Source organism: Kitasatospora sp. NPDC015121 (assembly GCF_055562955.1).
In genome coordinates this window covers 234,723-247,465 of the sequence record NZ_JBVHEH010000012.1, presented here as the reverse complement: position 1 = coordinate 247,465, position 12,743 = coordinate 234,723, and the positions used below count along the sequence as shown (strand labels likewise).

General features: G+C 72.2%; 10 protein-coding genes and 1 other RNA gene. 10 read left to right on the top strand and 1 reads right to left on the bottom strand.

The window, feature by feature from the left end:
• Nucleotides 1-11 precede the first annotated feature (11 nt).
• Nucleotides 12-1,115 carry a peptide chain release factor 2 gene (prfB, locus tag ACZ3J7_RS19905; RefSeq protein ID WP_465622700.1) on the top strand — a complete coding sequence of 368 codons (1,104 nt, stop codon included), beginning with the start codon at nt 12-14 and terminating at the stop codon, nt 1,113-1,115.
• Between the two features lie 171 nt (nt 1,116-1,286).
• Here prfB and ACZ3J7_RS19900 read toward each other — a convergent pair whose 3' ends face one another.
• On the bottom strand, nt 1,287-1,475 hold the full coding sequence (locus ACZ3J7_RS19900) for a hypothetical protein (protein WP_465622697.1): 189 nt from the start codon (nt 1,473-1,475) through the stop codon (nt 1,287-1,289).
• 261 nt (nt 1,476-1,736) lie between these two features.
• On the opposite strand from ACZ3J7_RS19900, the gene ftsE reads away from it, so the two are divergent.
• The 9 genes from ftsE (at nt 1,737) to ACZ3J7_RS19855 (ending at nt 12,737) form a co-directional block, all read left to right on the top strand.
• Nucleotides 1,737-2,426: a cell division ATP-binding protein FtsE gene (ftsE, locus tag ACZ3J7_RS19895; RefSeq protein WP_033253741.1), complete on the top strand. Its 690-nt coding sequence runs from the start codon at nt 1,737-1,739 to the stop codon at nt 2,424-2,426.
• 11 nt (nt 2,427-2,437) lie between these two features.
• On the top strand, nt 2,438-3,346 hold the full coding sequence (gene ftsX, locus ACZ3J7_RS19890) for a permease-like cell division protein FtsX (RefSeq protein WP_465622694.1): 909 nt from the start codon (nt 2,438-2,440) through the stop codon (nt 3,344-3,346).
• 51 nt (nt 3,347-3,397) lie between these two features.
• Entirely contained in the window at nt 3,398-4,600 is a 1,203-nt protein-coding gene (locus ACZ3J7_RS19885) for a S41 family peptidase (RefSeq protein ID WP_465622691.1), read from the top strand.
• A gap of 44 nt (nt 4,601-4,644) precedes the next feature.
• The gene (smpB, locus tag ACZ3J7_RS19880) at nt 4,645-5,127 is read left to right on the top strand and encodes an SsrA-binding protein SmpB (RefSeq protein ID WP_014136009.1); all 483 of its coding nucleotides are present in this window, start codon (nt 4,645-4,647) and stop codon (nt 5,125-5,127) included.
• A gap of 122 nt (nt 5,128-5,249) precedes the next feature.
• Nucleotides 5,250-5,628, top strand: a transfer-messenger RNA (tmRNA) gene (gene ssrA / locus ACZ3J7_RS19875).
• Nucleotides 5,629-5,821: 193 nt separating this feature from the next.
• On the top strand, nt 5,822-7,192 hold the full coding sequence (locus ACZ3J7_RS19870; protein ID WP_465622685.1) for a nitrate/nitrite transporter: 1,371 nt from the start codon (nt 5,822-5,824) through the stop codon (nt 7,190-7,192).
• Between the two features lie 173 nt (nt 7,193-7,365).
• Nucleotides 7,366-8,511 (top strand): uroporphyrinogen-III synthase, encoded by a 1,146-nt coding sequence (locus ACZ3J7_RS19865; RefSeq protein WP_465622681.1) that lies wholly within the window; start codon nt 7,366-7,368, stop codon nt 8,509-8,511.
• A 124-nt stretch (nt 8,512-8,635) separates the two neighbouring features.
• A complete protein-coding gene (locus ACZ3J7_RS19860) occupies nt 8,636-10,936 on the top strand; it encodes a HelD family protein (RefSeq protein WP_465622677.1) in 2,301 nt (766 codons plus the stop codon).
• A gap of 325 nt (nt 10,937-11,261) precedes the next feature.
• The gene (locus tag ACZ3J7_RS19855) at nt 11,262-12,737 is read left to right on the top strand and encodes an NAD-dependent malic enzyme (protein ID WP_465622673.1); all 1,476 of its coding nucleotides are present in this window, start codon (nt 11,262-11,264) and stop codon (nt 12,735-12,737) included.
• The last annotated feature ends 6 nt before the right edge of the window (nt 12,738-12,743 follow it).

Here is a 12,743-nt window from a genome sequence, read left to right as displayed (position 1 = left end):
ACCCTTGAGGCGTGGCAGCCGTCGATCCTTCCGAAGAGCTCAAGAACCTCGACTCGACCATGTCGTCGATCGAGGCAGTCCTCGACCTGGACAAGATCCGGGCAGACATCGCGACCCTGGAGGAGGAGGCAGCCGCCCCCACCCTGTGGGACGACGTCGCGAACGCGCAGAAGGTCACCAGCCGGCTCTCCTTCCTCCAGGGCGAGCTGCGCAAGGTCGAGACCCTGCGCGGCCGGGTCGAGGACCTGGGCGTCCTGTTCGAACTCGCCGAGGCCGAGGACGACGCGGACACCCGCGTCGAGGCCGAGGCCGAGCTGGAGTCCGTCAAGAAGGCCGTCGAGGAGCTGGAGGTGCGCACCCTGCTCTCCGGCGAGTACGACGCCCGCGAGGCCCTCGTCAACATCCGGGCCGAGGCCGGCGGCGTCGACGCCGCCGACTTCGCCGAGCAGCTGATGCGCATGTACCTGCGCTGGGCCGAGCGGCACGGCTACCCGACCGAGGTCTACGACACCTCGTACGCCGAAGAGGCCGGCATCAAGTCCGCGACCTTCAGCGTCAAGGTGCCCTACGCCTACGGCACCCTCTCCGTCGAGCAGGGCACCCACCGCCTGGTGCGGATCTCCCCGTTCGACAACCAGGGCCGCCGCCAGACCTCCTTCGCGGGCGTCGAGGTGCTCCCGGTCGTCGAGACCTCCGACCACGTCGACATCGACGAGGGCGACCTGCGGATCGACGTCTACCGCGCCTCCGGCCCCGGCGGCCAGGGCGTCAACACCACCGACTCCGCCGTCCGGATCACCCACCTGCCCACCGGCATCGTGGTCTCCTGCCAGAACGAGCGCTCCCAGATCCAGAACAAGGCCTCGGCGATGAACGTCCTCCAGGCCAAGCTGCTGGAGCGCCGCCGCCAGGAGGAGCGCGCCGCGATGGACGCCCTCAAGGACGGCGGCTCGTCCTGGGGCAACCAGATGCGCTCCTACGTCCTGCACCCGTACCAGATGGTCAAGGACCTGCGCACCGAGCACGAGGTCGGCAACCCGCAGGGCGTGCTGGACGGCGACATCGACGGCTTCATCGAGGCCGGCATCCGGTGGCGCAAGCAGCGCGAGAGCTGATCGCGCGGGGCGAGGAGGTCGGCTGAGATGGAGATCGAGCACAGCATCGAGGCCGGCATCCGGTGGCGCAAGCAGCGCGAGAGCTGACCGGGCGCGCGACCGCGCCTCCGTCGTCACGCACGGTGAAGGGCCCCACCGCCTCGGCGGTGGGGCCCTTCGGGGTCTTTCGGGTCAGCGCAGCAGCAGGACCAGGGTGAACACCGCGGCGAACAGCAGGGCCAGCAGCACCGCCGGGTTGAGCGTCGCGAACGGCCCGTGCTGCTCCTGCTGGAGCCGGGCCCGGTTGGCGCGGCACACCGGGCAGCGGCCGTCGCTCACGCGGCCGTTGCAGTTGGCGCACACCAGTTGGTCGCAGGTCATGCGATCTCCTCCTTGCTGCATAGCCAACGCGCCGGAGGCGGATTCGGTTCCGACTGCCTACCACTCTGCCAGGTTCCGTACCCCGCGGCCCCCGGAGGGGAAGGGTTACCGATCTGTGACGTACCTCGCAATTTCCGGTCCGAACCGGAACAACACCTGACGAAACCACGGTCAGTAGGCGTCCCGCGACTGCGGGTGCCGTGGGGCATCGCGTAAGGTCACTGGCTCCGATCCACCTAGGATGGCCTCCGTGATGCAGCCGTGATCAGATTCGACAACGTCTCCAAGACCTATCCCAAGCAGAACCGTCCGGCCCTGGACAACGTCTCGCTGGAGATCGAGAAGGGCGAGTTCGTCTTCCTGGTCGGTTCGTCCGGTTCGGGCAAGTCGACGTTCCTGCGCCTGTGCCTGCGCGAGGAGCGCCCGTCCACCGGCGCGGTGCACGTGCTGGGCAAGGACCTGGGGAAGCTCTCCAACTGGAAGGTGCCGCACATGCGGCGCCAACTGGGGACGGTCTTCCAGGACTTCCGCCTGCTGCCGAACAAGACCGTGGGGCAGAACGTGGCGTTCGCCCTGGAGGTCATCGGCAAGCCGAAGAGCGCCATCAACAAGGTGGTGCCCGAGGTGCTCGACCTGGTCGGCCTCGGCGGCAAGGAGGAGCGGATGCCCGGTGAGCTGTCGGGCGGTGAGCAGCAGCGCGTGGCGATCGCCCGGGCGTTCGTGAACCGGCCGATGCTGCTGATCGCCGACGAGCCCACCGGCAACCTCGACCCGCAGAACTCGGTCGGCATCATGAAGCTGCTCGACCGGATCAACCGCACCGGCACCACCGTGCTGATGGCGACTCACGACCAGGCCATCGTCGACCAGATGCGCAAGCGCGTCATCGAGCTGGACAAGGGCCTGCTGGTCCGTGACCAGGCCCGCGGCGTCTACGGCTACCAGAGCTAGAAGAGAGAAGCATGCGCGCCCAGTTCGTCCTGTCGGAGATCGGCGTCGGTCTCCGCCGCAACCTGACCATGACCATCGCCGTCGTGGTCAGCGTCGCGCTCTCGCTCGCCCTCGCCGGAGCCTCGCTGCTGGTCCGCGACCAGGTCAACTCCATGAAGGACTACTGGTACGACAAGGTCGAGGTCAGCATCTACTTCTGCACGAAGGCGGACCACAACTCGCCGCAGTGCGCGGCGGGTGCGGCCACCGACGACCAGGTCGCCCAGGTGAAGGCCGACCTGGACAAGATGGCCCCGCTGGTGCAGACCTCGATCTTCGAGACCTCCAACGAGGCGTACCAGCACTTCAAGCAGAGCAACCCGGACAACCCGCTGCTGGCGGCGGTCGGTCCGGACGCGATGCCGCAGTCCTGGCGGGTGAAGCTGAGCGACCCGACCCGGTTCGACGTGGTGCAGAGCGCCTTCGCGGGCAAGCCCGGGGTCAAGTCGGTCGACGACCAGCGGAAGATCCTGGAGAACCTGTTCGGCCTGCTGCGCGGTCTGCAGACCGCGGCGTTCGTGATCATGGTGCTGATGCTGTTCGTCGCGCTGCTGCTGATCGTCAACACCGTCCGGGTGTCCGCGTTCAGCCGCCGCCGCGAGACCGGCATCATGCGGCTGGTCGGCGCGTCCAACTTCTACGTGCAGATGCCGTTCATCGCGGAGGCGGCGTTCGCCGCGCTGCTCGGTTCGGTGCTGGCCTCCGGCCTGCTGCTGGGCGGGCACTTCTTCGTCCAGGGCTGGTTGGCGAAGAAGGTCGCGTTCATCCACTTCATCGGACTGTCCTCGGTGCTGGCGGTCATCCCGCTGCTCGTCGTGGTCGGCATGCTGATGGCGGGCGTGGCCGCGTTCTTCACCCTCCGCAAGTACCTGAAGGTCTGACGCGCCGTCGGTGCTACCGGACCGCGCGTCCGCCCGCCTAGACTCGCAGGCATGCCGACAGCGCCGCGGGTACGCCAGGGGATGACGCTCGGGCTGGTGTTCGGCGCGGTGCTGTTCGCCGGAGCCGCCTCGGGGGCCTGGGGAGAGCCGGAAGGCTCCCCCCAGGCCCCTTCGTCGTCCGACGCCCGCCCGCCCGGCCCCGACCTGGCGGGGGCGGACCTCACCCCGCAGCAGGCCCGGCAGCTGGTCGGCAGCAGCGGCGACCGCTGGGCGGCCTACCTGAGCCCGCAGCAGTACGCGGACCTCACCGGCGGCCGGTACGCGGGCGTCGGGCTGAGCGTGGACCGGGAGGCCGGCGGGCCCACCACGGTCGCCGAGGTGCTGCCCGGCTCGCCCGCCGCGCGGGCCGGCATCGCCCCCGGCGAGCACCTGGTCAGCGTCGACGGGACGCCCGCCGAGCAGCTGCCGGTCACCGAGCTGGTCTCCCGGCTGCGCGGCGGACCGGCCGGCAGCGCGGTCGCCGTGGGCGTCCGGGACGAGGCGGGGCCGGTGCGCCAGCTCACCCTGACCCGGACCGAACTGGCCGCCCGCGAGGTCGAGTCCGACCGCCCGGCGCCCGGGGTCGCCCGGATCGCCGTGCACGCCTTCACCGAGGGCGTCGCCGACCAGGTCCGGGCCGCCGCGGCCGGCGCCCGGGGCGTGGTGCTCGACCTGCGCGGCAACTCCGGCGGGCTGGTCGCGGAGGCCGTCGCCACCGCCTCGGTGTTCCTGGACGGCGGACCGGTGGCCAGCTACCAGGAGCGCGGCGAGCACCGCGAGCTCACCGCCGCCCCGGGCGGCGACACCGCCGTCCCGCTGGTGGTGCTGGTCGACGGCGGCACCATGAGCGCCGCCGAACTGCTGGCCGGCGCGCTCCAGGACCGCAGCCGGGCCGTCCTGGTCGGCACCCGCACCTTCGGCAAGGGCACCGTCCAGCAGCCCAGCCGGCTCGCCGACGGCTCGGTGCTGGAGCTCACCGTCGGCCGCTACCAGACCCCGGCCGGCCGCTCCCCGGACGGCACCGGCGTCCAGCCCGACGTGCCGGCCGCCGGCGAGGACCCGCAGGCGCTCGCCCTGCGGGTGCTGGACGGGCTGAGCACCCCCGCGGACCCCGCGGGCTCCACCGCGCCCACCACGCCCACCGGGCCCGCCGCGCCCACCACGCCCACCGCGCCCGCCTCGCCCCCCGGGCCCGGTTCCCCCGCCGCGCCGTAAAGGGGCTGCCGCGCCCGCCGCCGAGGTGCGAGAATGGCCGGGCTATGGCAAAGGAAACGGGCAAGAAGCTGGTCGCGCAGAACAAGAAGGCGCGGCACGAGTACACGATCCTCGACACCTACGAGTGCGGGATGGTGCTCACCGGTACCGAGGTCAAGTCGCTCCGCGAGGGCCGGGCCAACCTGGTCGACGGCTACGCGTACGTCCAGGGCGGTGAGGCCTGGATCGACAACGTCTTCATCCCCGAGTACGCCCAGGGCACCTGGACCAACCACTCGGCGCGGCGCAAGCGCAAGCTGCTGCTGCACAAGATGGAGATCCGCAAGATCGAGTCGAAGGTGAAGGAGACCGGCCACACGCTGGTCCCGCTGTCCCTGTACTTCAAGGACGGCCGCGCCAAGCTCGAACTCGCCCTCGCGGTCGGCAAGAAGCTGTACGACAAGCGGCAGACCCTGCGCGAACGCCAGGACCGCCGCGAGTCCGACCGCGCGGTGGCCGCCGCCCGGCGCCGCTCCGGCCAGGGCTGAACCGCCACCGGCCCGCCGTCACCGGTTAATGCGCTGGACCCTTGACGCGCGGGTTGAGTACTATGGCAGCGCACCACCCGGAGAGGGGTCGCCCTCACCGGTGCTGTTTGTCAAATCAACATGGGGATGATCGGTTTCGACAGTGACAGTCGAAACAGGAGAAGCGAGCCGAGGAACGCGGCAATGATCTCGTAAACCACCTGTCGCAAAAAAATAATCGCCAACTCTAAGCGCGATTCCCAGCAGTTCGCTCTCGCAGCCTAGTCTGCGAAAGTGAATGGGTGTCAGCCCGGGGCGTTCCCGACCCGGATCCTGGCATAATCTAGGGAACTCAACCCTCCACCCCGGCCACGGGGGTGGAGGGGAAACCAAACAGTGGCTGGGCCTGTTGGCGGCTTGTCCGCGTGACCGCCAGGGCCGAGAAAATCACAGCGGACTGCGCTCGGAGAAGTCCTGAATCCACTTCACTGGACCCGGGTTCGATTCCCGGCATCTCCACCACCCCATGTGCATCGCAGAGCCGCCCTCCGTCCCGGAGGGCGGCTCTCGTGCGTTCCCGGGCCTCACACCCCGGGCGGCCGACGGGTGAGAGGACGGTTCCGCACCCTTCACACCGCACAACGAACCCGAAATCGTGGGCTCCTAGCGTCAGTGGCAGAGGGTCTCGGACACCCGCACTCGAAGGAGCTCGACCATGGACGGCACCACCACGAACGGCAGGACCGGCGGGCGCTGGATCCAGCACTGGGACCCGGAGGACACCGCCTTCTGGGAGGCCACCGGCCGCCGGACGGCCCGGCGCAACCTCGCCTTCTCGGTGCTCTCCGAGCACATCGGCTTCTCGATCTGGAGCCTCTGGTCGGTGATGGTGCTCTTCATGGGCAAGGAGTACGGCATCGACCCGGCCGGGAAGTTCTTCCTGGTCGCGATGCCCACCCTGGTCGGCTCCTTCGTCCGGATCCCCTACACGGTGGCGGTCGCCCGGTTCGGCGGCCGGAACTGGACGGTCTTCTCCGCGCTGCTGCTGATCGTCCCGGCGCTGGCCGCCGCGTACGTCATGCACCCCGGCACCTCGTACACCACCTTCATGCTGGTCGCCGCGCTCACCGGGTTCGGCGGCGGCAACTTCGCCTCCTCGATGACCAACATCAACGCCTTCTACCCGGCCCGGCACAAGGGCTGGGCGCTGGGCCTGAACGCCGGCGGCGGCAACATCGGGGTGCCGGTGATCCAGCTGGTCGCGCTCGGCGTGATCGCCTGGGCCGGCGCCGGGCACCCGCGGGTCGTGCTCGCCGTCTACCTGCCGCTGATCGTGGTCGCCGCGCTGTGCGCCGCCCTGTTCATGGACAACCTGGCCCCGATGAAGTCCGACACCGGCTCGCTCGCCGCCGTGCTCGGGGAGAAGCACACCTGGCTGATGTCGGTGCTGTACGTCGGCACCTTCGGCTCTTTTATTGGCTTCTCCTTCGCCTTCGGCCTGGTGCTGCAGAACCAGTTCGGCCGCACCCCGCTGCAGGCCGCCCAGCTCACCTTCCTCGGCCCGCTGCTGGGCTCGGTGGTCCGCCCGCTCGGCGGGAAGCTCGCCGACCGGTTCGGCGGCGCCCGGATCACGCTGTGGAACTTCGCCGCGATGGCCGCCGCCGCGAGCGTGGTCACCTACGCCTCGTCGATCCGCTCGCTGCCGGTCTTCCTCACCGGCTTCGTCGCCCTGTTCGCCCTCGCCGGGCTCGGCAACGGCTCCACCTACAAGATGATCCCCGGCATCTTCGACGCCAAGGCCCAGGACCGGATCGCGGCCGGCGCCACCCCCGAGGACGCCGCCGCCTGGTCCCGCAGGATGTCCGGCGCCGCGATCGGCGTGATCGGCGCGGTCGGCGCCCTCGGCGGCCTCTTCATCAACCTGGCCTTCCGCGAGTCCTTCCTGGTCGCCAAGTCCGGCACCCCCGCCTTCGCCTCCTTCCTCGCCGCCTACGCCGTCTGCTCCGCCCTCACCTGGGCCGTCTACCTCCGCCGCCCGGCCGGCGCCGCCCGCACCGCCGACGCGCCCGCCCTCGCACAGGTCTGAACCACCGTCACACCCCCGGGTGCTCCCGACCAGCGGCCGAAACACGCCGGTAATCGGAGCGACCCGGGGGTGACACCGCGACCGGCGACGATTGATCACCCACCCACCCGACCCACCGCCGCCCCCGTCCCCAGCCAGGACACCCGGGGCGGCGCACCGAAGGACGACACCGCATGGCCGACCCGACCCGAAGCCTGCAGGACGAACCCGGGCCCGCCGAGACCGGTCCGCTCGCGGGCTGGACCATCGGCATCACCGCCGCCCGCCGCGCCGACGAACTCGCCGCCCTGCTGCAACGCCGGGGCGCCAGCGTGCTGCGCGCACCCGCGCTGCGGATCGTCCCGCTCGCGGACGACACCGACCTGCACGCGGCCACCCGCGCCCTGATCGCCGACCCGCCCGACCTCGCCGTCGCCACCACCGGCATCGGCTTCCGCGGCTGGCTGGAGGCCGCCGACGGCTGGGACCTCGGCGAGGACCTGCGCGCCGCCCTCGGCCGGGCCTCGGTGCTCGCCCGCGGCCCCAAGGCCAAGGGCGCGATCCGGGCCGCCGGGCTGCGCGAGTCCTACTCCGCCGCGACCGAGTCCTCCGCCGAGGTGCTCTCCCACCTGCTGGCGGAGGGCGTCGACGGCCGGCGGATCGCCGTCCAGCTGCACGGCGCCCCGCTGCCCGGCTTCGTCGAGTCGCTGCGCACCGCCGGCGCCGACGTCGTCGAGGTCCCGGTCTACCGCTGGCTGCCGCCCGCCGACCTCGGCCCGCTCGACCGGCTCCTCGACGCGACCTGCGCCGGCGCGCTCGACGCCGTCACCTTCACCTCCGCGCCCGCCGCGATCAGCCTGCTCGACCGGGCCCGGCAGCGCGGCCGCACCGAGGAACTGCTGCACGCCCTGCGCCGCGACGTCCTCGCGGTCTGCGTCGGCCCGGTCACCTCCGCGCCGCTCGACGCGCTCGACGTCCCCACCGTCTGGCCCGAGCGGATGCGGCTGGGCGCGATGGTGCAGACCCTCACCACCGCCCTCCCCGAGCGCGCCCGCCGCCTCCCGGTGGCCGGGCACACCCTCGAACTGCGCGGCCAGGCCGCCCTCGTCGACGGCCTGCTGCGCCCCGTCCCGCCGGCCGGCATGGCCCTGCTGCGCACCCTCGCCCGCCACCCCGGCTGGGTCGTCCCGCGCGCCGACCTGCTCCGCGCCCTGCCGGGCAGCGGCGACGACGAGCACGCCGTCGAGACCGCGATGGCCCGCCTGCGCCAGGCGCTGGGCGCGCCGAGGCTGATCACCACCGTCGTCAAGCGGGGCTACCGGCTGACGCTCGACCACTGAGCGGGGCCCCCGGAGCCCGGCGCGCCCCCCGCCGCGCTCCCGAGTGCTCCCCGACGGCCGAAGGGGTGTCCGGTTCCCTGTAAGATCTTCCGTCCGCCTTTTTCTCCGCACCTTTGGGGGCTCCTTGGGCGCGCACGGTTCCGCCGAGCACCGATCCGACACTGTCCGCGACCGCGAGATCGCGGGCGAACAGCGCCACCTCGACACCGTCTACCGGCGGTTGGAGGAGAAACTGGCCGAGGCGGAGTACATCCTGGAGGACGCCGCGAAGCGGGTGCAGGTCGGCACCCCCGGCGCACTCGCCGAACGGGACGCGCAGGTCTACCGGGCCGGGGCGCACCTGCAGCGGTTGAACAACGAGTTCGAGGACTTCCTGTTCGGACGGATCGACCTCCAGCAGGCCGACGCGCCGGAGGAGCACGGGATCCCGTCCCAGACGCCGATGGATCCGGCCGACCCGGCCGTCGCCGAGAGCCTGCACATCGGGCGGCTCGGCGTGCTGGACGCCGAGTTCGGCCCGCTGGTGATCGACTGGCGGGCCCCGGCGGCCGCGCCGTTCTACCGGGCGACGCCGCTGGAGCCGGGCCGGGTGGTCCGGCGGCGGGTGATCCGCTCGAAGGGCCGGAAGGTGATCGGCGTCGAGGACGACCTGCTGCGTCCCGACCTGACGCCCACGCTCGGCGGCGAGGAGCTGCCGGTGGTCGGCGACGGCGCCCTGATGGCGACGCTCGGCCGGGCCCGCGGCCACTCGATGCGCGACATCGTCTCGTCGATCCAGCGCGAGCAGGACGAGGTGATCCGGGCTCCCGCCGCCGGCGCCACCCTGGTCACCGGCGGGCCGGGCACCGGGAAGACCGCCGTCGCGCTCCACCGGGCCGCGTTCCTGCTCTACCAGGACCGCCGCCGGTACGCCGGGGGCATCCTGGTGGTCAGCCCGACCGCGCTGCTGGTCTCGTACACCGAGGGCGTGCTGCCCGCGCTGGGCGAGGAGGGCCAGGTGGCGATCCGCGCGGTCGGCAGCCTGGTGGACGGGATCGAGGCGTCCCGCTACGACAGCCCCGAGGTGTCCCGGATCAAGGGCTCGGCGCGGATGGTCCAGCTGCTGCGCCGGGCCGCCCGGGCGGCCCTGGAGCTGGGCGCGCCGACCGAGCTGAAGGTGTTCGCCCGCGGCCGGGCGCTGCGGCTGGACGCGGGCCGGCTGAAGGCGGTGCGCGGCAACGTGGTGGGCGGCGGCGGCACGCCGCTGAACCTGCTGCGCCCGCGGGCCCGCCGCCTGCTGCTGGACGCCCTCTGGTCGGAGGCGCTCCGCGACCTGCCGAAGCCGACCACGTACGCGGAGCGCGAGCAGCGCCAGGAGGAGCGCGAGTCCTTCGACGAGTACGTGTCCGACGAGGCGCCGTTCCTGGAGTTCCTGGACGCCTGGTGGCCCGTCCTGACCCCGCGCCGGGTGCTGGCGACCCTCAGGCAGCACCGGCACACCAACCGGATCGCCCGCCGCGCGGTCACCCCGGAGGAGTCCCGGCTGCTCGCCGCGTCCTGGCGGCACCTGGACGAGCGCGGCGCGGGCGACCTGTCGGCGCACGACGTGGCGCTGGTCGACGAGCTGCAGGTGCTGCTCGGCGAGCCGGCCCGCCCGAAGGTGCGCGAGGTGGACGCGGTGGACCTGCTGACCGGCCTGGACGAGGTCACCACGTACGGCGAGCGGGCCTACCGGCAGCGCGAGCGCGAGCGGGTGCCGGAGGAGCGGCGCGAGTACGCGCACGTGATCGTCGACGAGGCGCAGGACCTGACCCCGATGCAGTGGCGGATGATCGGCCGCCGCTCCCGGACGGCGACCTGGACGATCGTCGGCGACCCGGCGCAGTCGTCCTGGCCGTTCCCGGAGGAGGCGCGGGCGGCGATGGACGAGGTGCTGGCGGGCAAGCCGCGCCGCCGGCACACGCTGACCGTGAACTACCGCAACCCGGCGGAGATCGCCGAGGTGGCGGCGAAGGTGCTGGAGCTGGCGGCCCCGGGCACGCCGTCGCCGAGCGCGGTGCGCTCCACCGGCGCGCACCCGAGGTTCGCCGCGGTCCGCGAGCCGGACCCGGCGGCGTTCGGCGCGGCCGCCCGGGCCGAGCTGGAGCGGCTGCTGGGCGAGGTGGACGGCACCGTCGCGGTGGTGGTCCCGATGGACCGCCGGGCCGAGGCGGCGGGCTGGGCCGAGGGCCTGGGCGGGCGGGTGGTGGCGCTGGGCAGCCTGGAGGCGAAGGGCCTGGAGTACGACGCGACGGTGGTCGCCGACCCGACCGGCATCGCGGGCGAGTCGGAGGCGGGCCTGCGGGTGCTGTACGTGGCGCTGACCCGGGCCACCCAGCGGCTGACCGTGCTCTCCGGCCCGGACGACCTGCCGGACGCGGCGGGCGTGCCCGCGCTGCTGAAGTAGCCGGACAGGCGGAAGGCCCCCCACCCGTCGGGTGGGGGGCCTTCGCCACGTGGTGCACCGACCCGCCATGCTCGCCTCGCGGCAAGTGGTCCCTCGAAGGGACGAAGGTTGGGCCCGGGGGCTTGGATCGAGCCGGTGCCGTTCCAATGTAACGCATCCGCGCCGACGGGCAAGGAGGCCCGGTTCCGGACCGCCCGGTTTGTGGGGTCCGCACACTCGGAGCGCGTTATTTCTGGCAACCCCTTGGTCGGTGCGACCATCGAGGTCTAGCATGCCGAGCGGCATGGAACTTCAACACTTTGTTGATTCAGGAAGAAGGACGTCGATGGCGACGGTGCCCAGTGTCTCGAACTCGATCACGGTCCGGTTGGAGGTCCCGGCCACCGGCAACGCGGTGAGCTCGATCACCACCGCGGTGGAGTCCTCCGGCGGTTCGGTCACCGGTCTCGACGTCACGGCCTCCGGCCTGGAGGCGCTGCGGATCGACGTCACGGTGGCCGCCTCCTCGGTGGCGCACGGCCAGGAGATCGTCGAGAAGCTCCGCACCATCGACGGCGTGAGCATCGGCAAGGTCTCCGACCGCACCTTCCTGATGCACCTCGGCGGCAAGATCGAGATGTCCTCGAAGCTGCCGATCCGCAACCGCGACGACCTGAGCATGATCTACACCCCCGGCGTGGCCCGGGTCTGCATGGCGATCGCGGAGAACCCCGAGGACGCCCGCCGGCTGACCATCAAGCGCAACAGCGTCGCGGTGGTCACCGACGGCTCCGCCGTGCTGGGCCTGGGCAACATCGGCCCGAAGGCCGCGCTGCCGGTGATGGAGGGCAAGGCGGCGCTGTTCAAGCGGTTCGCGGGCATCGACGCCTGGCCGCTGTGCCTGGACACCCAGGACGCCGACGAGATCGTGGCGATCGTCAAGGCGATCGCGCCGGGCTTCGCGGGCATCAACCTGGAGGACATCTCCGCGCCGCGCTGCTTCGAGATCGAGGCCCGGCTGCGCGAGGCGCTGGACATCCCGGTCTTCCACGACGACCAGCACGGCACCGCGATCGTGGTGCTGGCCGCGCTGACCAACGCGCTGAAGGTCGTCGGCAAGGAGATCGGCGAGATCCGGGTGGTGATGAGCGGCGCCGGCGCCGCGGGCACCGCGATCCTCAAGCTGCTGATGGCGGCCGGCGTCGCGCACGCCACCGTGGCGGACGTCCGCGGCGTGGTCCACGAGGGCCGCGACGACCTGGACGGCAGCCTGCGCTGGATCGCCGAGAACACCAACCGCTCCGGCCGCACCGGCACCCTCAAGGAGGCGGTGGCCGACGCGGACGTGTTCATCGGCGTCTCCGCCCCGAACGTGCTGGACGGCGACGACCTGGCCACCATGGCCAAGGACGCGGTCGTCTTCGCGCTGGCCAACCCCGACCCGGAGGTCGACCCGGCGGTGGCCCGGCAGACCGCCGCGGTGGTCGCCACCGGCCGCAGCGACTTCCCGAACCAGATCAACAACGTGCTGGTCTTCCCCGGCGTCTTCCGCGGCCTGCTGGACGCGCAGAGCGCCAGCGTCGACACCGAGATGATGCTGGCCGCCGCCCGGGCGCTGGCCACCACCGTCACCGACGACGAGCTGAACCCGAACTACATCATCCCCAGCGTCTTCCACCCGAACGTGGCCAACACCGTCGCGGCCGCCGTCCGGGAGGCCGCCCTGGCGGCCCGGGGCGGCGCCGAGGCGGCCCCGGAGCGGCCCACCGCGGGCATCGTCGGCACCCTCGACACCGGTGCTTTCCCGGCCGTTCGGCTCTGAGTCGCG